A 22,966-nucleotide genomic window follows, 5' to 3' on the forward strand; every position below is an offset into this window, starting at 1 on the left:
TCGCGAGCAGGCTCACTCCCACAAGGGATCTTCAGTGGACACAACATTTGTGAACGACAGAAGTCCCCTGTAGGAGTGAGCCTGCTCGCGATGAACGATTACGCAGTCTCTGCGAGTGCCCCGGCCAACGCTTCAAATCCTCTCAGCAACAACCTGTCATCCCCCGCCGAATTACACACACTCGCCCTGATGAACTGCGGCACCGCCCCGTGCCCGACCGCAAACATCTCGGCAGTAGCCACCAGATAATTATTGGCCTTGAGCTCCTCCGCAATCTGCGAGGCCCGCCACGGCTCGGGCACTTCGATCCAGAAGTGCGGGCTATTGGGATGGGTTTTGTACGCCAAGCCCTCCAGCACACCCCTCACCAACGCCTTGCGTCGACCGATCTCGGCAATCTGCTGGCCCAGCAACTGCTCGGCAATGCCGCTTTCTATCCACAGACTCGCCACCTCCAGCGACAACGGGCTGGCCATCCAGCACGTCCCGCGCACGGCTGCGCTCAAGCGTCCGATCAACGGTTGCGGCGCATGCAGGTAACCGACCCGCAAACCTGCCGACACCGCCTTGCTCAGGCTGCCGATCAGCACCGAGCGCTCCGGGGCGAAATGGCTCAAGGGTAACGGTCGCTGTAGAGCCAATACCGCGTGGGCTTCGTCTTCAAAGATCAACAGATTGTGCTGCCGACAGATCTCTGCAATCGCTTCCCGCCGTGCGACGGACATCACTGCAGCCGTAGGATTCTGGATCGTCGGTGTGCAATACAGCGCCGACACACGATGGTTGCGGCAAACCTCATCCAGGGCATCGGGCATCAGTCCTTCATCATCCATCCCAACGCCGATGAGTTTTATCCCGAGCTGGCGTGCGACGCTGATCAACCCCGGGTAGGTCAGGTGCTCCGTCACCAACGTATCGCCCGCCTTGAGCAACCCCATCAAGGCACACAACAGACCGTGCTGGCCGCCGTTCACGCAAACGATCTGCTCGGCGTTCGGGACAAACTCTTCATGCCTGAGCCAGTGCGCGCCCGCCGCACGATAGCGTGACAAACCGACATCGACGGTGTAGCCACTGATGTGTTGCAACGCCTCAGGATCAAGGGACAACGCTTGCAGGCTCTGACTTAAAAAAAGCGCTTCCTGCCCCGGAATCGGCTGATTGCGGCTCATGTCAAAAAACGCCCGAGGTTCATCGCTGACATTGCGAAAGCCACCGTCCCGCGGTCGTTCCATCCCGCGCTGACGCACATACGTGCCGTCTCCTACGCGCGCGACCACCAACCCCACACGTTCGAGCTCACCGTAAGCGCGGCTGATGGTACCGATGGTCACGCCAAGGCTATCCGCCAGCAACCGATGAGGCGGCAATTTGCAGCCGGGCTCGATCAGCCCTTCAGCGATGCCTTTTTCGATCGCGTTGGCGAGGCGTTTGTATTTAACCCCCAGACCGTTTGCGAGGACGTCGCGCAGGATTGACACCATGGCAATACTTGTTTTGACAGTCATTACAACCCCGAATAGCGTGCTTGAAACAGGTTCAATCAGGGATAGACCTTTTGCAGATGAAGGTCAATTCCGACAATAACAGGAGCTCGATCATGTCCATTGCCGTCAGCGCGCCTTCAAATACTGCAAAACCCTGGCTGGCCGCCCTGATCACCAGCGCGCTGTTCCTGATCGTGTGCCTGAGCTGGGGCACCACGTGGCTCGGGATCAAGATTGCCGTTGAAAGCGTGCCGCCGCTGACCGCTGCCGGCCTGCGGTTCCTCATCGCCTTCCCGCTGTTTCTCGGTTTCGCCCTGATACGTCGTGAGCCGCTGCTGTTTCCCAGGGAAAGCCGTTGGTTCTTTGTCTTTGTCACGCTGTCGTATTTCAGCCTGCCGTACTACTTGCTCAACTACGGGGAAATGCACGTTTCATCCGGTCTGACAGCGCTACTGTTCAGCTGCATGCCGGTGTTCATCCTGCTGTTTTCCGCGCTGTTTCTGCGGGAGAAAATCTACCCCTCGCAAGTACTCGGCATCGCCATCGGTTTCGGCAGCCTGTTCATGATCATCCGCAGCCAAGGGCTGCATCTGGACCATGCCGAGTTGTTCGGGGTGTTGGCAATTCTCTGCGCCGCGGTGATGCATGCGCTGTGTTACGTGGTGACGAAAAAACACGGTACGGCGATCAGCGTCATCACCTACAACACGCTGCCCATTGGCATCGCCGGGCTGATGCTGTTTGTCGCCGGATTGAGTGTCGAAGCACCGGTGTTCGATGCCATCACCGCGCGATCGTGGAGCGCCCTGCTCTATCTGGGGCTGGTGGCATCGGTGGGCGGGTTTATCGTTTACTTCCTGCTGCTCAAGCGGCTGAGCCCGATCATTCTGTCGTTTGTGTTCATCATTTTTCCGGTGTTCGCGGTCATCATCGGTGCCTGGTACGAGGGGCAAACCTTGTCCCAGGAACTGATGATGTACTCGGCGATTTTGCTGACGGGGTTTGCGATCTCCAAATTGCCTGTGGAAAAGTGGCTTAGATGACAAACAAGTCCATGAAACGGTTGACCGGTATTGCTTCAAGGGCAACCTGATCCTTGCACAACGCAAAGATCTCGGCGCATCGCTGGGCGGTGAATCGCGTCGCCAGGTTCGCCTTGAACTTGTCTTCCAGCAGCGGAATGCCGTCGGTGCGGCGACGGCGATGGCCGATCGGGTACTCCACCAACACGTTTTCGGTGCTGGAGCCGTCTTTGAAGAACACCTGTATCGCATTGGCGATGGAGCGTTTGTCGGCCTCCAGGTACTCGCGGGTGTAGCGTGGGTCTTCGACGATGACCATTTTTTCGCGCAGCACATCGATGATCGGGTGCGCCGCGTGGAAGTCGTCTTCGTACTGCTCGGCCACCAGATTGCCGAACGCCAGCGGCACGGCCGTCATGTACTGGATGCAATGGTCACGGTCCGCAGCATTGGCCAGCGGTCCGACTTTGGAGATGATGCGGATCGCCGATTCGTGGGTGGTGATGACGATTTTGTCGATTTCGTGCAGACGATTTCTGACTTGCGGATGCAACGTCACGGCCGCTTCGCAGGCCGTTTGTGCGTGAAATTCGGCCGGGAAGCTGATTTTGAACAGCACGTTTTCCATCACGTAGCTACCGTATGGTCGGGAGAAGCTAAACGCGCGTTTATCTTCGGGCTTGAGCGCCAGGTCGTTGTTGGTGTGGCTGAACAGCACGTCGTAGAAACCCCATTGTTTGGCTGTCAGTACGCCGGGGATGCCCATCTCGCCACGCATTGCGATGTCTGCCAGACGCACGCCACGGCTGGACGCGTCGCCAGCCGCCCAGGATTTACGCGATCCGGCATTCGGCGCATGACGGTAAGTGCGCAGCGCCTGTCCGTCGGCGAAGGCGTGAGACAACGCCGACAACAATTGCTCGCGATTGGCGCCCATCAGCTTGGCGGTGACAGCGGTCGAGGCGACTTTCACCAGGATGACGTGATCAAGGCCTACACGATTGAAGGAGTTTTCCAGCGCGATCACGCCTTGAATCTCGTGGGCCATGATCATGGCTTCGAGTACCGCGCGAACGGTCAGCGGCGCGTCGCCATTGGCCAGGCGTTTTTGCGACAGGTGATCGGCCACCGCGAGAATGCCACCGAGATTATCGGACGGATGGCCCCATTCGGCGGCGAGCCAGGTGTCGTTGTAGTCGAGCCAGCGAACGATGCAGCCGATGTCCCACGCCGCCTTGACCGGGTCGAGGCGATAACTGGTGCCGGGGACGCGCGCGCCGAACGGGACGACGGTGCCTTCGACGATCGGGCCAAGGTGTTTGGTGCATTCGGGAAAGCGCAGGGCCAGCAGGCCACAGCCCAACGTGTCCATCAGGCAGTTGCGGGCGGTGTCGAAGGCTTCGACGGATTGGATCTTGAAGTTGAGGACGTAGTCGGCAATGTCCTGCAGGACCGTGTCGTAGTCGGGGCGGTTGTTCTGGTCGACGTTGGTGCTCATGTTCGATTCACTCTTGAAGTGGTTCGTTGATGGGACCTCGGTTCAGGGGGCAATCTCAGTCAGTTACTACTTTCTTATTTTGGAACGCGGTCACCTGTGGGAGCGAGCTTGCTCCCACAGGGTTTTGTGTTTCTTCAGAAAGAATCACCCGGAACGCGGACGTAACCTTCCATCAACACCCGCGCACTGCGGCTCATGATGGCCTTGTTCACAGTCCACTCGCCGTTGACCTGGCTGGCTTCAGCACCCACGCGCAAGGTGCCGGACGGATGCCCGAAGCGCACGGCATTGCGTTCGATACCGCCCGCTGCAAGATTCACCAACGTGCCGGAAATCGCCGCCGCCGTACCAATCGCCACCGCCGCCGTGCCCATCATCGCGTGGTGCAACTTGCCCATGGACAGCGCTCGCACCAGCAGATCGACATCGCCCGCCGCAATTGCTTTGCCACTCGAAGCAACGTAGTCCGAAGGCTTGGCCACAAAGGCCACCTTAGGCGTGTGCTGACGCTTGGCCGCTTCGTCCAGATCCTTGATCAGGCCCATGCGCAATGCGCCGTAAGCCCGAATGGTTTCAAACATCAGCAACGCTTTCGGATCGCTGTTGATCGCACCTTGCAGCTCGGTGCCGGTGTAACCGATGTCTTCGGCATTGACGAAAATCGTCGGAATACCGGCATTGATCATGGTCGCCTTGAAAGTCCCGACGCCGGGTACTTCGAGGTCATCCACCAAATTGCCGGTAGGGAACATCGAACCACTGCCGCCCTCTTCTTCCGCTGCCGGGTCCATGAATTCGACCTGCACTTCAGCGGCCGGAAAGGTCACGCCGTCGAGCTCGAAATCGCCGGTTTCCTGCACTTCACCGTTGGTGATCGGCACGTGGGCGATGATGGTCTTGCCGATGTTGGCCTGCCACACCCGAACCACGGCAACGCCGTTCTGCGGGATACGGCTGGCGTCCACCAAACCATTGCTGATGGCGAACGAACCGACCGCTGCCGACAGGTTGCCGCAGTTGCCGCTCCAGTCGACGAAAGGCTTGTCGATGGACACCTGACCGAACAGGTAATCGACGTCGTGATCGGCCTTGATGCTTTTCGACAAGATCACGGTTTTGCTGGTGCTGGAGGTCGCGCCGCCCATGCCGTCGATTTGCTTGTCGTATGGATCAGGGCTGCCGATCACGCGCAGCAACAAGGCGTCCCGAGCCGGGCCGGGAATCTGTGCCGCTTCGGGCAGGTCTTGCAGGCTGAAGAACACGCCTTTACTGGTGCCGCCACGCATGTAGGTGGCGGGGATTTTGATTTGAGGTGCGTGAGCCATGTCATTCCTCTATTGGCCAACAGGGGATTCGAAATCCCCTGTGGCTCTAAGTTTTAAACGGCGACGGCCGATTCCAGGAAGTCCTGAGCGAAACGCTGCAACACGCCGCCAGCCTCGTAGATCGACACTTCTTCGGCGGTGTCGAGACGGCAGGTCACCGGCACTTCGACGCGTTCGCCGTTCTTGCGGTTGATCACCAGCGTCAGTTCGGCGCGCGGGGTGCGTTCGCCGATGACGTCGTAGGTTTCACTGCCGTCGATGTTCAGCGTGTGACGGTCGGTGCCCGGTTTGAACTCCAGCGGCAACACGCCCATGCCCACAAGGTTGGTGCGGTGAATGCGCTCGAAACCTTCAGCGGCAATCGCTTCCACACCCGCCAGACGCACACCTTTGGCTGCCCAGTCGCGGGACGAACCCTGACCGTAGTCGGCGCCGGCAATGATGATCAGCGGCTGCTTGCGTTCCATGTAGGTTTCGATGGCTTCCCACATGCGCATTACTTTGCCTTCCGGCTCGACGCGGGTCAGCGAACCCTGTTTGACCTTGCCGTTTTCCTGAACCATTTCGTTGAACAGTTTCGGGTTGGCGAAGGTGGCGCGCTGTGCAGTCAGGTGGTCACCGCGGTGGGTCGCGTAAGAGTTGAAGTCCTCTTCCGGCAAGCCCATTTTCGCCAGGTATTCACCGGCAGCGCTGTCGAGCATGATCGCGTTCGACGGCGACAGGTGATCGGTGGTGATGTTGTCCGGCAGCACCGCCAGCGGGCGCATGCCCTTGAGCGGGCGAGCCCCGGCCAGCGCGCCTTCCCAGTACGGTGGACGGCGGATGTAGGTGCTCATCTCGCGCCAGTCGTACAGCGGCGTCACTTTCGGGCCGGTGTCTTCGTGGATGGCGAACATCGGGATGTAGACCTGACGGAACTGCTCCGGCTTGACCGACGCTTTCACCACCGCGTCGATTTCTTCGTCGCTCGGCCAGATGTCTTTCAGGCGGATTTCTTTGCCGTCGACCACACCCAGCACATCTTTTTCGATGTCGAAACGGATGGTGCCGGCGATGGCGTAAGCGACCACCAGCGGCGGCGACGCGAGGAAGGCGTTCTTGGCGTAAGGGTGAATCCGCCCGTCAAAGTTGCGGTTGCCGGACAACACGGCAGTGGCGTAGAGGTCGCGGTCGATGATCTCTTGCTGAATCGCCGGATCCAGCGCGCCGGACATGCCGTTGCACGTCGTGCAAGCGAAGGCGACGATGCCGAAACCGAGTTGCTCCAGTTCGCTGGTGAGGCCGGCCTCGTCGAGGTACAGCGCCACGGTTTTCGAACCCGGCGCCAGGGACGACTTGACCCACGGTTTGCGGGTCAGGCCGAGCTTGTTGGCATTGCGCGCCAGCAGGCCGGCGGCGATGACGTTGCGCGGGTTGCTGGTGTTGGTGCAACTGGTGATGGCGGCGATGATCACCGCGCCATCCGGCATTTGGCCGGGCACTTCGGTCCACTGACCGGAAATGCCTTGAGCCGCGAGATCCGAGGTGGCGACGCGGGCATGCGGGTTGCTCGGGCCAGCCATGTTGCGCACCACCGAGGACAGGTTGAAGGTCAACCCGCGCTCGTATTGCGCGCCTTTCAGGCTATCAGCCCACAGGCCCGTGGTCTTGGCGTAACTCTCGACCAACTGCACCTGCTCGTCTTCGCGGCCGGTGAGCTTGAGGTAGTCGATGGTTTGCTGGTCGATGTAGAACATCGCGGCGGTGGCGCCGTATTCCGGGGCCATGTTGGAGATGGTCGCACGGTCACCAAGAGTCAACGCGGAGGCGCCTTCGCCAAAGAACTCCAGCCACGCACCGACGACTTTTTGCTGACGCAGGAACTCGGTCAGCGCCAGCACCATGTCGGTGGCGGTGATGCCCGGTTGCAGCTTGCCCGTCAATTCGACGCCGACGCTTTCCGGCAGACGCATCCACGACGCGCGGCCAAGCATCACGCTTTCAGCTTCCAGGCCACCAACACCGATGGCGATCACGCCCAACGCATCGACGTGCGGGGTGTGGCTGTCGGTACCGACGCAGGTGTCGGGGAACGCCACGCCGTCGCGCACCTGGATCACCGGAGACATTTTCTCCAGGTTGATCTGGTGCATGATCCCGTTACCCGGCGGGATCACATCAACGTTCTTGAAGGCTTTTTTGGTCCAGTTGATGAAGTGGAAACGGTCTTCGTTGCGACGGTCTTCGATGGCGCGGTTCTTCTCGAACGCCTCCGGATCGAAGCCACCGCGCTCGACGGCCAGGGAGTGGTCGACGATCAATTGCGTCGGCACCACCGGGTTCACTTGCGCCGGGTCGCCACCTTGCAGGGCGATGGCGTCGCGCAGACCGGCGAGGTCGACCAAAGCGGTCTGGCCGAGAATGTCGTGGCACACCACACGGGCCGGGAACCACGGGAAGTCGAGGTCGCGTTTGCGCTCGATGAATTGCTTCAGGGATTCGGTGAGCGTGGCCGGGTCGCAGCGACGCACCAGGTTTTCCGCCAGCACGCGGGAGGTGTACGGCAGAGTGTCGTAGGCGCCAGGCTGGATGGCTTCGACAGCCGCACGGACGTCGAAGTAATCCAGATGGCTGCCGGGCAGCGGTTTACGGAATTCAGTGTTCATCGTCAGGACTCGGTCACGGTAATTTCAAAAGGGTGGGGCCTGGCACGGACCTGAAGTAAACACACTCCACTGTGGGAGCGAGCTTGCTCGCGATGACTGAGTCACATCCGACATTGAAGTCGACTGACCCACCGCTATCGCGAGCAAGCTCGCTCCCACAGGGATCTTTGTTTATTCAGATCCCTGCGCCAGCATCCCCACCATTCAGCGTTGTTCGATTGGCACGAACTTGCGCTGTTCGACGCCGACGTACTCGGCGCTCGGACGGATGATGCGGTTGTTGGCACGTTGCTCGAACACGTGCGCCGCCCAGCCGGTCAGGCGCGAGCAGACGAAAATCGGTGTGAACAACTTGGTCGGGATACCCATGAAGTGGTACGTCGACGCGTGGTAGAAGTCGGCGTTCGGGAACAGCTTCTTCTGTTCCCACATGGTCTTGTCGATGGCTTCGGAAACCGGGAACAACACGGTGTCGCCCACTTCGTCAGCGAGTTTTTTCGACCAGCCCTTGATCACCTCGTTGCGCGGATCGTTGTCCTTATAGATCGCGTGGCCGAAGCCCATGATCTTGTCCTTGCGCGCCAGCATGCCGAGGGTGCCCTCGACCGCCTCTTCTGGCGACGAGAAGCGCTCGATCATTTCCATCGCCGCTTCGTTGGCGCCGCCGTGCAGCGGACCACGCAGCGAGCCAATGGCGGCCGTGACGCAGGAATACATGTCCGACAGGGTCGAGGCGCAAACCCGTGCGGTGAACGTCGAGGCGTTGAACTCGTGCTCCGCGTAGAGGATCAGCGAAACGTTCATCACTTTGACGTGCAACTCGCTAGGCTTCTTGTCGTGCAGCAGGTGTAGGAAGTGGCCACCGATGGTTTGTTCGTCGCTCACGCAACTGATGCGTTTGCCGTTATGGCTGAAGCGATACCAGTAGCACATGATCGCCGGGAACGCGGCGAGCAAACGGTCAGTCACGTCGTGTTGTTCGCAGAAGTCTTTCTCCGGCTCGATGTTGCCCAGGAACGAGCAACCGGAGCGCATCACGTCCATCGGGTGGGCGTCGGCGGGGATGCGCTCCAGCACTTCTTTCAGCGCTTGCGGCAGGTCGCGCAACTTGCCCAGTTTGCTGATGTAAGCGGCGAGTTGGGTTTTGGTCGGCAGTTCGCCGTACAGCAGCAGGTAGGCCACTTCTTCGAATTGTGCGTCAGCCGCCAGTTCGCGAACGTCGTAGCCACGATAGGTCAGGCCTGCGCCCGACTGGCCCACGGTGGACAGTGCGGTTTGCCCGGCAACCTGGCCACGGAGCCCGGCGCCACTGAGTACTTTTGCTTCGGCCATTGCTGTCTCCAATCTTGAATTTATTAGGGAATCTGTAGGAGCTGTCGAGTGAAACGAGGCTGCGATCTCTTGATCTTTATTTCTTCGCCGCAAACAACGCATCGAGCTTCTGCTCGAAGGTGTGGTAGTCGATGCGATCGTAAAGCTCCATGCGGGTCTGCATGGTGTCGATGACGTTCTGTTGCGTGCCATCGCGGCGGATCGCGGTGTAGACGTTTTCTGCGGCTTTGTTCATCGCGCGGAACGCCGACAGCGGGTACAGCACCAGCGACACATCGGCGGCGGCAAGCTGCTCGGTGGTGTACAGCGGCGTCGCGCCGAATTCAGTGATGTTGGCCAGGATCGGCGCTTTCACGCGGCTGGCGAACAGCTTGTACATGTCCAGTTCGGTGATGGCTTCCGGGAAGATCATGTCGGCGCCGGCCTCGATGCACGCGGCGGCGCGATCCAAAGCGGATTCCAGACCTTCCACTGCGAGGGCGTCAGTGCGGGCCATGATCACGAAGCTGTCATCGGTGCGCGCATCGACGGCAGCCTTGATGCGGTCGACCATTTCCTGCAGGGACACGATCTCTTTATTAGGACGGTGACCGCAGCGCTTGGCGCCGACCTGGTCTTCGATGTGAATCGCCGCCGCCCCGAACTTGATCATCGACTTGACGGTACGCGCGACGTTGAACGCCGAGGAACCGAAACCGGTGTCCACGTCCACCAACAGCGGCAGGTCGCAGACATCAGTGATGCGGCGCACGTCGGTCAGCACGTCATCCAGACCGGTGATGCCCAGGTCCGGCACGCCGAGGGAGCCGGCAGCCACCCCGCCACCCGACAGATAAATAGCCTTGAAACCGGCGCGCTTGGCCAGCAGCGCATGGTTGGCGTTGATCGCGCCGACGACTTGCAGGGGATGCTCGCTGGCGACCGCATCGCGGAAACGCTGGCCTGGAGTGCTCTTGTTCAAACTCATGACTCACCTCGTTCAGTGGCTGTCGGGTTAGCGCCGTCCTGGTAGTGACGGGCGATATTGCGTTTGGAGGCGCCGATGTGACGGCGCATCAACAACTCGGCCAGTTCACCGTCACGGTCGGCGATGGCGTCGAGAATTCGGTGGTGCTCGGCAAAGGCCTGACGCGGACGATTGGGCGTGGTGGAAAACTGGATGCGGTACATGCGCACCAGTTGATAGAGCTCGCCGCAGAGCATCTGCGTCAGGGTGCGGTTGCCGCTGCCCTGGATGATTCGGTAATGGAAGTCGAAATCGCCTTCCTGCTGGTAGTAGCCGACACCGGCCTGAAACGCCGCATCGCGCTCATGGGTTTCGAGGACCCGGCGAAGCTCGTCGATTTCTTCGAGGGTCATGCGCTCGGCCGCCAGACGGCAGGCCATGCCTTCGAGGGATTCGCGGATTTCGTAGAGTTCCAGCAACTCCGCGTGGCTCAACGAAACCACCCGCGCCCCGACGTGCGGCACGCGAACCAGCAGGCGCTGGCCTTCCAGCCGGTGGATCGCCTCACGCAGCGGCCCGCGGCTGATGCCATAGGTGCGCGCCAGTTCGGGCTCGGAGATCTTGCTACCCGGGGCGATCTCGCCCTTGACGATGGCCGCCTGAATGCGCCGGAAGACGTTCTCGGAAAGTGTCTCCGAATCGTCTTGGGCAATGACCGGGGGATCGAGTTGATCCAGCATATTGTCGACACCTTTAAAGCTGATGCCGCAAAAACTAGCGAATAAGGACCTTTTAGTCAAAGGATAAATAGGTATTGTCGACAATCGTCTAATAACCGACTGCACCAGAACAATGCAGCCTTCTGTTTATAGCCGCCTCCCGGCGCTGGCACCATAAAACCACCGTGCTAGAATGCCGGCCGCATTTGTTTGTGACATCTGCACTGCTTGTCATAAATAGTTGATAGGCATACGTGGGAGCTTGCGCAGCGATGCCAGGGCCTTGAATCGAAGTACGGACCGCTGCGCACCAGGATTTATGAGACTCAAGCCCTTCCCCACTTTCCTTTATCTTCTTTGCCTGCCAGGTGTAGCCGCGGCAGGGGAAAAGACCGTGTACGGCCTCAATGAGTACGCCTCCCTGGACGGTATCAACCTGGAGGTCGCCGCCAAACTCGACACCGGGGCGAAAACCGCGTCCTTGAGCGCCCGTGACATCAAACGCTTCAAACGCAATGGCGAGTCCTGGGTGCGTTTTTACCTGGCCATCGACGCCGCGCATTCGCATCCAATCGAACGGCCACTGGCCCGTGTCAGCAAGATCAAGCGCAGGGCCGGCGACTACGACCCGGAAGCAGGCAAGAAGTACACCGCCCGTCCGGTGATCGAGCTGGATATCTGCATGGGTTCGGCTTTACGCAGCATCGAAGTGAACCTAACCGACCGCAGCGCCTTCCAATACCCGCTCCTGATCGGCTCCGAAGCGCTGAAACGCTTCGATGCGCTGGTCGACCCCAGTCTTAAATACGCAGCTGGCAAACCCGCCTGCGCCACCGACGCTCATACCGCAGAGTAATTCCAATGCGCTCTCTTACCCTTCACCTGAAATTCCTGATCGCCATTCTGGTGGTGCTGGGCATTTCAGTTACGGCCTATCAAATCTTCGTGCTCGGCATTCCCGTGACCGAAGACGCCACCGACGACTTGTGGAACATCGACGCCAAGGTCGAGTTCGTCGCCAGTGCCAAGGACCCGGTCAAGATTCAGATGTTCGTGCCGCCGCTGAGCCGCGATTACGTCAGCCTCAACGAGAGCTTCATCTCCAACAATTACGGCGTAGCCGTGAATCGGGTCGACGGCAACCGCAAGGTCACCTGGTCGGCGCGTCGGGCCAAGGGCAACCAGACCCTTTATTACCGTCTGGTGCTGACCAAGCGTTACACCGGCGAAAAATCCAAGATCAAAGGTCCGACCTTCCGCGACAGCATCGCCGTCGAAGGCCCGGAAAAAATCGCTGCCGAAGCCCTGCTCGCGCCGATCCGCCAGCATTCGGCTGACGTCGAAACCTTCATCGGCGAAGCCATCAAGCGCGTCAACAACCTTAACGACGACAATGTGAAACTGCTGTTGGGTGGCGATCCGTCCACTGCGAGCAAAGCCAAAATCGTCGAGCTGGTACTGTCCATCGCCCACGTGCCGGTCGAAAAGGTCCACACCATTCGCCTGGTGGCCGACCAACCGCAAATACCTGAACTCTGGCTGCGCAGCTTCAACGGTACCGACTGGCTGTACTTCAACCCGGAAACCGGCGAACAGGGCCTGCCGACCGACCGCCTGCTGTGGTGGACCGGCGATGAAAACCTGATCACGGTCGATGGTGGCAAGAAGGCCAACGTGACTTTCAGCCTGAATAACAGCGAAATGAATGCCATTCGTCTGGCCAAACTGACCGACGAAAACTCCGACGCCAACTTCCTTGAATACTCGTTGTACGGCCTGCCGCTGCAAACCCAGCAGACCTTCATGATCATGGTAATGATCCCGATCGGCGTATTGGTGATCCTGATCGTGCGCAACCTGATCGGCATTCAGACCCTCGGCACCTTTACTCCGGTGCTGATCGCCCTGGCGTTCCGGGAAACCCAGCTCGGTTTCGGCATCGTGCTGTTTACGATCATCACGGCGTTGGGCCTGTCGCTGCGTTCCTACCTTGAACACTTGAAGCTGCAAATGCTGCCGAGGCTGTCAGTGGTACTGACCTTCGTGGTGGTGCTGATCGCGACGATCAGCCTGCTCAGCCATAAACTCGGCCTGGAACGCGGGTTGTCGGTAGCGCTGTTCCCGATGGTGATTCTGACCATGACCATCGAACGCCTGTCGATTACCTGGGAAGAACGCGGTTCCGGCCATGCCATGAAAGTGGCGATCGGTACGCTGTTCGCTGCGTCTGTGGCGCACCTGATCATGACCGTGCCAGAGCTGATTTACTTCGTGTTTACCTTCCCGGCGATCCTGCTGATTCTGGTGGGCTTCATGCTGGCCATGGGTCGCTATCGCGGCTACCGCCTGACCGAACTGGTGCGTTTCAAGGCGTTCCTCAAGGCTGATTCGTAATGTTCGGTTTCTGGAAGACCTGGAAGGCCCTGGAAGCCCGGGGGATCATGGGGATCAATCGGCGTAACGCGGATTATGTGCTCAAGTACAACAAGCGCAGTCTGTACCCGATCGTTGATGACAAGATCATCACCAAGGAACGCGCCATCGCCGCCGGCATTCATGTGCCGGAAATGTATGGCGTGATCTCCACCGAAAAAGAAATCGACAACCTCGAAAAAATCATCGGCGGGCGCAATGACTTCGTGATCAAACCGGCCCAAGGCGCGGGCGGCGACGGCATCATTGTGGTTGCCGACCGGTTCGAGGGCCGCTATCGCACAGTGTCCGGCAAGATCATCGACCATGAGGAACTCGAGCACCATATCTCGAGCATTCTCACCGGCCTGTATTCCCTGGGCGGGCATCGCGACCGGGCGCTGATCGAATACCGGGTGATCCCGGACCAGATCTTCAAAAGCATCAGCTACGAAGGCGTGCCGGACATCCGCATCATTGTGCTGATGGGCTACCCAGTGATGGCCATGCTGCGCCTGCCGACGCGCCAGTCCGGCGGCAAGGCCAACCTGCACCAGGGTGCCATCGGCGTCGGCGTCGACCTCGCGACCGGGCAGACGTTGCGCGGCACCTGGCTGAACAACATCATCACCAAACACCCCGACACCACTAACGCGGTGGATGGCGTGCAACTGCCCTACTGGGACGGTTTCATGAAGCTTGCCGCCGGCTGCTACGAGCTGTGCGGGCTGGGTTACATCGGTGTCGACATGGTGCTGGACCAGGAGAAAGGGCCGCTGATTCTTGAGCTCAACGCCCGGCCGGGGTTGAACATTCAGATTGCCAATGATTGCGGGCTGACGTTGCGCACCCATGCGGTCGAGGCGCGGCTGGAAGAGTTGAAGGCTCGCGGGATTACCGAGACCGTGCGGGAACGGGTGGAGTTTGTTCAGGAGATGTTTGGGCATATTCCTGCGGTTGAAGGCTGATCCCCGACATCCCCTCTAGGAGCAATTCCCCGAGGGGATTACAATCGCCCCCCCGCCTCGATGGCTGATCTGCCCCGCCCATGTTGACCTGTTCCGTACACCCGCTCCCCTATCGCGCCAACCCCGCCGAGTACTTCGCGGCGATTCGTCATGCCCCCGGTGCCGTGCTGCTCGACAGTGGCCGGCCGAGTGCCGAGCGTGGACGTTATGACCTGCTCAGTGCCTGGCCGCTGGAGCAGTTAGCCGTATTGCCTGACGAAAGTGGCGGCGATTTCCTGCAACGCCTTCGCGACAATCTGACACGACTCGGTGAAGCGACAGTGCCTGTTGACCTGCCCTTCGCGGGTGGCCTCATCGGTTACCTGAGCTACGACTTCGGTCGGCATCTGGAAAACCTGCCGAGTCAGGCGCAGGACGATCTGCAATTGCCCGACGCACGTTTCGGACTGTACGACTGGGCACTGATCAGCGATCACCAACTGAGTACAAGTCAGTTGGTCTTCCACCCGTCGCTGATCGACAGCGAACGTCAGCGTCTGATCGCACTATTCAATGAACCTCCGGTTCTAGCGGTCGAGCCTTTCAAGCTGAAAGCCCCGATGAAGGCCGACCTGAGCGCTGACGAGTATCGCCACGCGCTCGAACGCATTCAGCACTACATCCAGGCCGGTGACTGCTATCAGGTCAATTTCGCCCAGCGTTTCCGCACTCAGTGCCAAGGCGATCCGTGGGCTGCCTATTGCGCGCTGCGGGCGGCGTGTCCGACGCCGTTTTCCGGTTTTCAGAGTCTGCCCGACGGCGGTGCGGTGCTGAGTCTGTCGCCAGAACGCTTCGTCAAAGTCAGCGAACGCCATGTGGAAACCCGCCCGATCAAAGGCACCCGCCCTCGCGGACTGACCGCTGCCGAAGATGCGGCAAACGCCGCCGAACTGCTGGCCAGCCCCAAAGACCGCGCGGAAAACCTGATGATCGTTGACCTGCTGCGCAACGACCTCGGCCGTACGTGCCGTATCGGTTCGGTGCGGGTGCCGGAGTTGTTCAGCCTGGAAAGCTACCCGAACGTGCATCACTTGGTGAGCAGTGTCACCGGAGAACTGGCGGATGACCGGGACGCGCTGGACCTGATCGCTGGCAGCTTCCCTGGCGGCTCGATTACCGGCGCGCCGAAAATTCGCGCGATGCAGATCATCGACGAGCTGGAGCCAACGCGTCGGGGGTTGTACTGCGGGTCTTTGTTGTATCTGGACGTGCGCGGCGAGATGGACAGTTCCATCGCGATTCGCAGTTTGCTGGTCAAGGATGGGCAGGTGTGTTGCTGGGGCGGTGGCGGGATCGTCGCGGATTCCGAGTGGCAGGCCGAGTATCAGGAATCGATTACCAAGGTAAAAGTACTGCTCGATACCTTGCAGAGCCTTTAAAAGCATCGTCGGAACGCCGCCCGGAGCAAGCTCGCGCCCACAGGTGATCACCGATCCCTGTGGGAGCGAGCTTGCTCGCGATGACGTCCTCCCAGACGACTACAAACTCAACGCCCGATTCGAAGCCTTGATGAATTCCTGCTTCAGCTCTTCAAAACTATGCACCGCCGGGAACTGCGGAAACTCGCGAATCACATTGTCCGGCGCATGGAACAGAATCCCTGCATCTGCCTCACCCAACATCGTGGTGTCGTTGTAGGAATCCCCCGCCGCGATCACCCGGTAGTAAAGGCTCTTGAAGGCCAAAACCGACTGGCGCTTGGGATCTTTCTGACGCAATTGATAGCTCGTCACCCGACCGGAATCGTCAGTAATCAGACGATGGCAGAGCAAGGTCGGGAAGCCCAGTTGACGCATCAACGGCTGGGAGAACTCGTAGAACGTGTCCGACAGAATCACCACCTGAAAGCGTTCACGCAGCCAATTGACGAACTCGATGGCGCCATCCAGCGGCTTCAGCGTGGCGATCACTTCCTGGATGTCGGTGAGTTTCAAGCCGTGCTCGTCGAGAATCCGCAGACGCTGCTTCATCAGCACGTCGTAGTCGGGAATATCCCGGGTGGTAGCCCTCAGGGACTCGATCCCGGTTTTTTCGGCGAAGGCGATCCAGATTTCAGGGACCAGTACACCTTCAAGATCCAGACAAGCAATTTCCACAAGACACTCCCATTTGTATTGATTATTGAGTCGAGCGAGCAAAAGGACTGCCGAACTCTAGCGACTCAGGCTGGCCGGTGCAACGCAGAGGGCGCGCCAGCGGCTGCAGGATTTTGTTACCATCAGCCACATATAGAGCGCCCAGCGCCACTGACCTGTAGGAAGCCGCCCTGATGAGCCCATCGTTCGATGTCGTGGAACTCGCCACGACCTATGCCAACAAATCCGCCCAGGACATCCTGAAACTCGCGTTCGCCGAGTTTGGCGATGACCTGTGGATATCTTTCAGCGGCGCCGAAGACGTGGTGCTCGTAGACATGGCCTGGAAGCTGAACAAGAACGTCAAGGTGTTCAGCCTCGACACTGGCCGCTTGCACCCCGAGACCTATCGCTTCATCGATCAGGTGCGTGAGCACTACAAGATCGATATCGAACTGGTGTCGCCGGACTACACCAAGCTCGAACCTTTCGTGAAGGAAAAAGGCCTGTTCAGTTTCTACAAGGACGGCCATGGCGAATGCTGCGGCATCCGCAAGATCGAGCCACTACGTCGCAAGCTCTCGGGTGTGACGGCCTGGGCCACCGGTCAGCGTCGGGATCAGAGTCCTGGAACTCGCAGCGCCGTCGCGGTGCTGGAAATCGACACCGCGTTCTCCACCCCGGAACGTACCCTGTACAAATTCAACCCGCTGGCGCAAATGACCAGTGAAGAGATCTGGGGCTACATCCGCATGCTGGAGCTGCCGTACAACAGCCTGCACGAACGCGGGTTCATCAGCATCGGCTGCGAGCCCTGCACCCGTCCGGTGTTGCCGAACCAGCACGAGCGCGAAGGTCGTTGGTGGTGGGAAGAAGCGACGCAGAAAGAATGCGGTCTGCATGCGGGCAATATCATCAGCAAATCCAAGGCTTAAAAACCGTCTCAATAAATGTGTACACACGAATGTCACCATAGGTGCCATTTGTGTGTGCACTTTTTATTTCAGCGCCCCAAAAAGTTACACGCCCCCGCCCAGACTTCCTCAGTCGATCCTTTGTACAAATCCCACTGAAAAAAATACCTGTTCAAACAGTCAATTTATATCGTTTTCATTTCAGTCACTTATCGCCAATAGATAACAAAACGAAATTAGTGGCGAAATCCATAGATCGTTGAGTGGCATGGATCTGGCTTAAGTGCATACATGTTTTGTATACAATCAAATCAAAACATACACACACTTTAGATCCGCAAGCCTGAAGCGCCCTATCCCGTACAGGCTGCAGATGCCCCGTAACCAATGATGCTGACTGCCCGCGACGAAGATTTGTCGAGCCAACGCTCATGCACAGTCATCGCGACGCCAAGCTCGGAGCCTGCCGGAATGCGTACTAGCCTCTCCAATAACAACATCGCGCTGGATCTGCCCTCCTTCCCACCCACTTCAACCCCTCACGACCAAACGCTTGAAGAACCCGTCGTACTCAGCCCTCGCCTGCACAACAAGGACCTGGCGCCGACCAAGGCCGAAGGTCGACGCTGGGGCCGCTACAGCATCTTCGCCCTGTGGACCAACGACGTTCACAACATCGCAAATTACTCCTTCGCCATCGGGCTGTATGCGCTCGGACTGGGCGGCTGGCAAATCCTGCTGTCCTTGGGGATCGGTGCGGCGTTGGTGTATTGCTTCATGAACCTCTCCGGCTACATGGGGCAAAAGACCGGCGTGCCGTTTCCTGTCATCAGCCGGATCAGTTTCGGCATTCACGGGGCGCAAATTCCTGCGTTGATTCGTGCCGTTATCGCCATCGCCTGGTTCGGGATTCAGACCTACCTGGCTTCAGTGGTCTTTCGCGTACTGCTGACCGCGGTGCATCCCGGCTTCGCCGACTACGACCACAACTCGATCCTCGGTCTATCGAGCCTGGGCTGGGTGTGCTTCGTGGCGATCTGGTTCGTGCAACTGGCGATTCTCGCCTATGGCATGGAGATGGTGCGGCGTTACGAGGCGTTTGCCGGGCCGGTGATTCTGCTGACCGTCGCCGCCCTCGCCGCATGGATGTACTTTCAGGCCAACGCGACCATCGCCTGGTCGATCCGCGAACCTCTGACCGGCGGCGAGATGTGGCGCAACATCTTTGCCGGTGGTGCGTTGTGGCTGTCGATCTACGGCACGCTGATCCTCAACTTCTGCGACTTCGCCCGTTCTTCGCCGTGCCGCAAGACCATCAAGGTCGGCAATTTCTGGGGCCTGCCGGTGAATATTCTGGTGTTCGCCAGCATCACCGTCCTGCTCTGTGGCGCGCAATTTCAGATCAATGGCCGGATTATCGAAAGCCCGACCGAGATCATCGCCTCGATTCCCAACACCTTCTTTCTGGTGCTCGGTTGCCTGGCGTTCCTGATCGTCACCGTGGCGGTGAACATCATGGCCAACTTCGTCGCCCCGGCCTTCGTACTGAGCAACCTGGCGCCCAAATACCTGACGTTTCGCCGCGCCGGCCTGATCAGCGCGACCATCGCGGTGCTGATCCTGCCGTGGAACCTCTACAACAGCCCCCTGGTGATCGTGTATTTCCTGTCCGGCCTCGGCGCCCTGCTCGGCCCTTTGTACGGGGTGATCATGGTCGACTACTGGCTCGTACGAAAAGGTCAGGTCAACGTGCCGCAGTTGTACAGCGAAGACCCTAACGGCGCTTATTACTACAGCCGCGGAGTCAATTTACGCGCCGTCGCGGCGTTCATTCCTGCCGCGCTGATCGCCATCGTCCTGGCGCTGGTACCGGGCTTCGACAGCGTATCGCCCTTCTCCTGGCTGATTGGTGCCGGGATTGCCGGGATGCTCTACCTGATCATCGCCAAACGGCAGCCTCATTACGCAGACGTCAGCGGTGAAGCCATCGCCGTCGATAACGTCAGCCATTAATCCGGTGGCCCGGCACCGTCGGGCCGCAGAACCACCCGCTATAAGGACTTCCCATGCGAATTCTCGTGGTCAACGTCAACACCACCGAGTCCATCACCCAGGCCATCGCCCGTTCGGCTCAGTCCGTGGCCGCGCCAGGCACGGAAATCATCGGCCTGACGCCCTACTTCGGTGCTGACTCCATCGAAGGCAATTTCGAAAGTTACCTGGCCGCTATCGCGGTGATGGACCGGGTGATGTCCTACGACCAACCCTTCGATGCCGTGATCCAGGCCGGTTACGGTGAACACGGCCGCGAGGGTTTGCAGGAGTTGCTCAACGTGCCGGTGGTGGACATCACCGATGCGGCGGCCAGCACGGCAATGTTCCTCGGCCATGCCTACTCGGTGGTCACCACGCTGGACCGCACCGTCCCACTGATCGAGGATCGCCTCAAGCTGTCCGGACTCTGGGACCGTTGCGCGTCTGTGCGGGCCAGTGGCTTGGCGGTGCTGGAACTGGAATCCGATCCTGAGCGTGCGTTGGAGGCAATTATTCGTCAGGCGGAATTGGCCGTGCTTGAAGACAAGGCCGAGGTGATTTGCCTGGGCTGCGGCGGCATGGCCGGGCTGGATGAACAGATTCGCCGGCGCACTGGCGTGCCGGTGGTGGATGGTGTGACGGCGGCGGTGACCATCGCCGAGTCGTTGGTGCGGTTGGGGTTGTCGACGTCCAAGGTACGGACTTATGCGACGCCGCGGCCGAAGAAAGTTATTGGCTGGCCGGCGCGGTTTGGCAGGTAGACCGCGTCATCGTTCATCGCGAGCAAGCTCGCTCCCACAGGGGATTTGTGAACGCCTCAGATCCAATGTGGGAGCGAGCTTGCTCGCGATGGCCGCTCCTCGGTTTTGAAGCTGGCTAAAACCGCACTAAACCGCTGCCCCAATCCCTGCTCCGCAAATTGCTCAATGATGAAATCCACAAACGCCCGGGTCTTGCCCGGCAACAATTTGTGCTCCGCGTAGTAGATCGAAATGTTGCCGTCGTCGACATACCAGTCCGGTAGCACCCGCTGCAAGGTCCCGGCCTCCAGATAGCCCACGGCAAACGGCATGCTCACCAGCGCAATGCCCAACCCTTGGGCGGCCGTGGCGCAGGCAGCCTCCGAATCGCTCATGGTCATCCGCGCCTTGAGCATCAGCGGGCTGTGTTGCTGGGTGCGACTGGTCAATTGCCAGGAACGCACACGACCTGTCTGTGGCGATCGAATCAGGATGCCATCATGATGTTTGAGATCATCGGGCTCGGCAATCACCTCACGCCCTGCAAGATAGTCGGCTGACGCGACCAACACCCGATGCGCCGGCGTCAGCTTGCGCGCCACCACCCCCTGCGGCAGCTCGAATCCCCCACCAATCGCCGCATCGAAACCCTGAGCAATCAGATCGACCTGACGATTATCGAAATGCCAATCCGGGTTGATCGCCGGAAAGCGCCGCAGAAACTCCCCGAGCAACGGCACGATGTACAAACGCCCGAACACCGTGCCCATGCTGACCTTCAACGTCCCCGCTGGTAGCCCCTCGGCGCTGGCCAAATTGGCCACGGCATTCTGGATCGTGTGAAGACTGGAACTCACTTCGCCGAGAAACCGATGACCCGCCTCAGTGAGCGTCAGGCTGCGAGTGCTGCGCTGAAACAGCCGCACACCCAGTCGCGCCTCAAGCTTGGCAACACTCTTGCCCACCGCCGCCGGGGTCAGACTCAGACGGCGCGCGGCTTCGGCGAAGCTGCCGACCTCTGCACTGCGCACAAAGCATTCGATACTGCTGAAGGTTTCCATAAGCGCCACTATAAACTTTTGGTTTACACAGACTATCGCAATTACCGTCTACACAGCCGGCAATCCTGAATCGATACTAGGCTCCATCAACCGAGACATCTCGCCTCGGGACTTTGGAGATCGATATGACTACTCAGAACCTCAGCGGCAAAGTGGCTTTGATTCAAGGCGGATCCCGCGGTATCGGCGCAGCCATTGTCAAACGCCTGGCTGCTGAAGGCGCGACAGTCGCCTTCACCTACGTCAGCTCCACGGCCAAAGCCGAAGAATTGCAAAACAGCATCACCGGTAACGGCGGCAAAGCCCTCGCCATCAAGGCTGACAGCGCCGACGCCGAGGCCATTCGCAACGCCGTGACCGCCACCGTAAAAGCCTTTGGTCGCCTGGACATTCTGGTCAACAACGCCGGCGTGCTGGCCGTTGCACCGCTGGAAGATTTCAAACTCGAAGACTTCGACCAGACTCTCGCGATCAACGTGCGCAGCGTATTTATCGCCACCCAGGCCGCAGCCAAACACATGACCGAAGGCGGTCGCATCATCAACATCGGCAGCACCAACGCCGACCGCATGCCCTTTGCCGGTGGCGGCCCGTACGCCATGAGCAAGTCGGCGCTGGTCGGCCTGACCAAAGGCCTGGCTCGCGACCTCGGCCCGCGCGGCATCACCATCAACAACGTGCAGCCGGGCCCGGTCGACACTGACATGAACCCGGCCAGTGGCGACTTCGCCGATAGCCTGATCCCGTTGATGGCGGTGGGTCGTTACGGCAAAGCGGAAGAAATCGCCAGCTTCGTCGCCTACCTCGTCGGCCCCGAAGCCGGCTACATCACCGGCGCCAGCCTGACCATCGACGGTGGTTTCGGTGCCTGATGTTCTGAATCACGCATAAAAAAACGCCGGCAACCCTGATCAGGTTGCCGGCGTTTTTATCTGTGCAGATTTAAGCCCACTCGAGCGCCGGCAAACCGCAAGCACTCGGCTTGAACGCTTTCAGCGTACGAAGAATGCCATCGGCGTGCGCGTACTTTTCGTCAGCCATCGCCGCATCCGGTATCGCAATCGCGGTCATCCCCGCCGCTTTCGCCGCCGTGACACCGAACGGCGAATCCTCGAACACCAGACAATCCTCAGGCGCGACACCCAGGCGCCGCGCGGCCGTGAGGAAGATGTCCGGCGCCGGTTTGGCCGCGCCGACTTCCGGATCATCAGCCGTCACGATGAAATCGAACAGCGCGAACCAGTCGCGGTGCAAGGTGGTTTTCTGTCCGAACGACTGACGCGAAGAACTGGTGCCCACCGCGATCGGAATGTTATTGGCCTTCAGATGCCGAACCAACTCCTGTGCGCCAGGCATTGCCAGTGCTGTAGGAAAACGCTCGCGCATCAGCGGTTCGCGGATCACCAGGAACTCTTCGGCGGTGATCGGCAGGTCCAGCGCCTCGACCACATATCGCGCCAGATCACCCGCGCCACGGCCGATGATGTTCTGTTTGACGCTCCAGTCGAAGACCCGACCGTAACGCGCGGCAATCATGGACGTGACTTCGGTGTAAATGCCCTCAGTGTCCAGCAACAAGCCGTCCATATCGAAAATCACGGCCTTGATCGGGCCGAATTCATTCAGCGGTGCATTCATCGCATCTGATCCGTTTTCTAATGACATCCCAGAGGCGGCTCAGGTACGGCCGGGTCCGCGATTGATTAAAGGATTCAGCAGCATAGCGAGCGCGGCAGGCATAGGGCAACG

19 protein-coding genes are annotated in these 22,966 nt (G+C 59.6%); 9 read left to right on the forward strand and 10 right to left on the reverse strand.

What is annotated here, in order from left to right:
• Positions 1-98 precede the first annotated feature (98 nt).
• Positions 99-1,508, reverse strand: a complete 1,410-nt coding sequence (locus MO767_RS05085) for a PLP-dependent aminotransferase family protein (RefSeq protein ID WP_282479652.1) — start codon at positions 1,506-1,508, stop codon at positions 99-101.
• Between the two features lie 137 nt (positions 1,509-1,645).
• Here MO767_RS05085 and MO767_RS05090 point away from each other — a divergent pair, with 137 nt between their 5' ends.
• The gene (locus tag MO767_RS05090; RefSeq protein ID WP_282479866.1) at positions 1,646-2,530 is read left to right on the forward strand and encodes an EamA family transporter; all 885 of its coding nucleotides are present in this window, start codon (positions 1,646-1,648) and stop codon (positions 2,528-2,530) included.
• On the opposite strand, the gene prpD is transcribed toward MO767_RS05090, so the two are convergent.
• The 6 genes from prpD to MO767_RS05120 all read right to left on the reverse strand — a co-directional run bounded on the left by prpD (position 2,523) and on the right by MO767_RS05120 (position 10,992).
• Positions 2,523-4,007: a 2-methylcitrate dehydratase gene (gene prpD, locus MO767_RS05095; RefSeq protein WP_282479653.1), complete on the reverse strand. Its 1,485-nt coding sequence runs from the start codon at positions 4,005-4,007 to the stop codon at positions 2,523-2,525. The genes MO767_RS05090 and prpD overlap by 8 nt on opposite strands.
• A 134-nt stretch (positions 4,008-4,141) precedes the next feature.
• Positions 4,142-5,332 carry a 2-methylaconitate cis-trans isomerase PrpF gene (gene prpF / locus MO767_RS05100; protein WP_282479654.1) on the reverse strand — a complete coding sequence of 397 codons (1,191 nt, stop codon included), beginning with the start codon at positions 5,330-5,332 and terminating at the stop codon, positions 4,142-4,144.
• Positions 5,333-5,385: 53 nt separating this feature from the next.
• Positions 5,386-7,977, reverse strand: a complete 2,592-nt coding sequence (acnD, locus tag MO767_RS05105; protein WP_282479655.1) for a Fe/S-dependent 2-methylisocitrate dehydratase AcnD — start codon at positions 7,975-7,977, stop codon at positions 5,386-5,388.
• A 204-nt stretch (positions 7,978-8,181) separates the two neighbouring features.
• Positions 8,182-9,309 carry a 2-methylcitrate synthase gene (gene prpC / locus MO767_RS05110; protein ID WP_282479656.1) on the reverse strand — a complete coding sequence of 376 codons (1,128 nt, stop codon included), beginning with the start codon at positions 9,307-9,309 and terminating at the stop codon, positions 8,182-8,184.
• A 76-nt stretch (positions 9,310-9,385) separates the two neighbouring features.
• Positions 9,386-10,276 (reverse strand): methylisocitrate lyase, encoded by an 891-nt coding sequence (prpB, locus tag MO767_RS05115; protein ID WP_149420202.1) that lies wholly within the window; start codon positions 10,274-10,276, stop codon positions 9,386-9,388.
• Positions 10,273-10,992, reverse strand: coding sequence for a GntR family transcriptional regulator (locus MO767_RS05120; protein ID WP_178122757.1), 720 nt, complete (start codon positions 10,990-10,992; stop codon positions 10,273-10,275). The genes prpB and MO767_RS05120 overlap by 4 nt, the downstream gene beginning before the upstream one ends.
• Positions 10,993-11,293: 301 nt before the next feature.
• Between MO767_RS05120 and MO767_RS05125 the strand changes: the two genes are divergently transcribed.
• From MO767_RS05125 to pabB, 4 genes are all read left to right on the forward strand, one after another.
• Positions 11,294-11,830: an ATP-dependent zinc protease gene (locus MO767_RS05125; protein WP_282479657.1), complete on the forward strand. Its 537-nt coding sequence runs from the start codon at positions 11,294-11,296 to the stop codon at positions 11,828-11,830.
• A 5-nt stretch (positions 11,831-11,835) separates the two neighbouring features.
• Positions 11,836-13,368, forward strand: a complete 1,533-nt coding sequence (locus MO767_RS05130) for an inactive transglutaminase family protein (RefSeq protein ID WP_282479658.1) — start codon at positions 11,836-11,838, stop codon at positions 13,366-13,368.
• Positions 13,368-14,354, forward strand: a complete 987-nt coding sequence (locus tag MO767_RS05135) for an alpha-L-glutamate ligase-like protein (RefSeq protein WP_282479659.1) — start codon at positions 13,368-13,370, stop codon at positions 14,352-14,354. The genes MO767_RS05130 and MO767_RS05135 overlap by 1 nt, the downstream gene beginning before the upstream one ends.
• Positions 14,355-14,434: 80 nt before the next feature.
• Positions 14,435-15,772: an aminodeoxychorismate synthase component I gene (gene pabB / locus MO767_RS05140; protein ID WP_282479660.1), complete on the forward strand. Its 1,338-nt coding sequence runs from the start codon at positions 14,435-14,437 to the stop codon at positions 15,770-15,772.
• A gap of 99 nt (positions 15,773-15,871) precedes the next feature.
• Here the strand turns inward: pabB and thrH are convergent, their stop codons facing one another.
• Positions 15,872-16,489 carry a bifunctional phosphoserine phosphatase/homoserine phosphotransferase ThrH gene (thrH, locus tag MO767_RS05145; RefSeq protein WP_056744191.1) on the reverse strand — a complete coding sequence of 206 codons (618 nt, stop codon included), beginning with the start codon at positions 16,487-16,489 and terminating at the stop codon, positions 15,872-15,874.
• 173 nt (positions 16,490-16,662) lie between these two features.
• On the opposite strand from thrH, the gene MO767_RS05150 reads away from it, so the two are divergent.
• From MO767_RS05150 to MO767_RS05160, 3 genes are all read left to right on the forward strand, one after another.
• A complete protein-coding gene (locus MO767_RS05150) occupies positions 16,663-17,403 on the forward strand; it encodes a phosphoadenylyl-sulfate reductase (RefSeq protein ID WP_008042297.1) in 741 nt (246 codons plus the stop codon).
• Between the two features lie 450 nt (positions 17,404-17,853).
• Positions 17,854-19,395 carry an NCS1 family nucleobase:cation symporter-1 gene (locus MO767_RS05155; RefSeq protein WP_282479661.1) on the forward strand — a complete coding sequence of 514 codons (1,542 nt, stop codon included), beginning with the start codon at positions 17,854-17,856 and terminating at the stop codon, positions 19,393-19,395.
• Between the two features lie 53 nt (positions 19,396-19,448).
• Positions 19,449-20,177, forward strand: a complete 729-nt coding sequence (locus MO767_RS05160) for an aspartate/glutamate racemase family protein (protein ID WP_282479662.1) — start codon at positions 19,449-19,451, stop codon at positions 20,175-20,177.
• Between the two features lie 56 nt (positions 20,178-20,233).
• Here the strand turns inward: MO767_RS05160 and MO767_RS05165 are convergent, their stop codons facing one another.
• The gene (locus tag MO767_RS05165; RefSeq protein WP_282479663.1) at positions 20,234-21,217 is read right to left on the reverse strand and encodes a LysR family transcriptional regulator; all 984 of its coding nucleotides are present in this window, start codon (positions 21,215-21,217) and stop codon (positions 20,234-20,236) included.
• 125 nt (positions 21,218-21,342) lie between these two features.
• Here MO767_RS05165 and MO767_RS05170 point away from each other — a divergent pair, with 125 nt between their 5' ends.
• Entirely contained in the window at positions 21,343-22,089 is a 747-nt protein-coding gene (locus MO767_RS05170) for a 3-oxoacyl-ACP reductase family protein (RefSeq protein ID WP_282479664.1), read from the forward strand.
• A gap of 70 nt (positions 22,090-22,159) precedes the next feature.
• Here MO767_RS05170 and MO767_RS05175 read toward each other — a convergent pair whose 3' ends face one another.
• The gene (locus MO767_RS05175) at positions 22,160-22,855 is read right to left on the reverse strand and encodes an HAD-IA family hydrolase (protein ID WP_056744180.1); all 696 of its coding nucleotides are present in this window, start codon (positions 22,853-22,855) and stop codon (positions 22,160-22,162) included.
• Between the last annotated feature and the right edge of the window lie 111 nt (positions 22,856-22,966).

The organism is Pseudomonas sp. UYIF39 (genome assembly GCF_029963765.1).
Classification (GTDB): Bacteria; Pseudomonadota; Gammaproteobacteria; order Pseudomonadales; family Pseudomonadaceae; genus Aquipseudomonas.

Excerpts from the sequence above, each read along its gene's own strand:
- MO767_RS05130 (WP_282479658.1), top strand. The coding sequence starts at position 11,836 with ATGCGCTCTCTTACCCTTCACCTGAAATTCCTGATCGCCATTCTGGTG.
- MO767_RS05160 (WP_282479662.1), top strand. The coding sequence starts at position 19,449 with ATGCGAATTCTCGTGGTCAACGTCAACACCACCGAGTCCATCACCCAG.
- MO767_RS05165 (WP_282479663.1), bottom strand. The coding sequence starts at position 21,217 with ATGGAAACCTTCAGCAGTATCGAATGCTTTGTGCGCAGTGCAGAGGTC.
- MO767_RS05170 (WP_282479664.1), top strand. The coding sequence starts at position 21,343 with ATGACTACTCAGAACCTCAGCGGCAAAGTGGCTTTGATTCAAGGCGGA.
- MO767_RS05135 (WP_282479659.1), top strand. The coding sequence starts at position 13,368 with ATGTTCGGTTTCTGGAAGACCTGGAAGGCCCTGGAAGCCCGGGGGATC.
- pabB (WP_282479660.1), top strand. The coding sequence starts at position 14,435 with ATGTTGACCTGTTCCGTACACCCGCTCCCCTATCGCGCCAACCCCGCC.
- MO767_RS05175 (WP_056744180.1), bottom strand. The coding sequence starts at position 22,855 with ATGAATGCACCGCTGAATGAATTCGGCCCGATCAAGGCCGTGATTTTC.
- MO767_RS05085 (WP_282479652.1), bottom strand. The coding sequence starts at position 1,508 with ATGACTGTCAAAACAAGTATTGCCATGGTGTCAATCCTGCGCGACGTC.
- prpF (WP_282479654.1), bottom strand. The coding sequence starts at position 5,332 with ATGGCTCACGCACCTCAAATCAAAATCCCCGCCACCTACATGCGTGGC.
- MO767_RS05150 (WP_008042297.1), top strand. The coding sequence starts at position 16,663 with ATGAGCCCATCGTTCGATGTCGTGGAACTCGCCACGACCTATGCCAAC.
- prpD (WP_282479653.1), bottom strand. The coding sequence starts at position 4,007 with ATGAGCACCAACGTCGACCAGAACAACCGCCCCGACTACGACACGGTC.
- MO767_RS05155 (WP_282479661.1), top strand. The coding sequence starts at position 17,854 with ATGCGTACTAGCCTCTCCAATAACAACATCGCGCTGGATCTGCCCTCC.
- MO767_RS05125 (WP_282479657.1), top strand. The coding sequence starts at position 11,294 with ATGAGACTCAAGCCCTTCCCCACTTTCCTTTATCTTCTTTGCCTGCCA.
- prpC (WP_282479656.1), bottom strand. The coding sequence starts at position 9,309 with ATGGCCGAAGCAAAAGTACTCAGTGGCGCCGGGCTCCGTGGCCAGGTT.
- acnD (WP_282479655.1), bottom strand. The coding sequence starts at position 7,977 with ATGAACACTGAATTCCGTAAACCGCTGCCCGGCAGCCATCTGGATTAC.
- prpB (WP_149420202.1), bottom strand. The coding sequence starts at position 10,276 with ATGAGTTTGAACAAGAGCACTCCAGGCCAGCGTTTCCGCGATGCGGTC.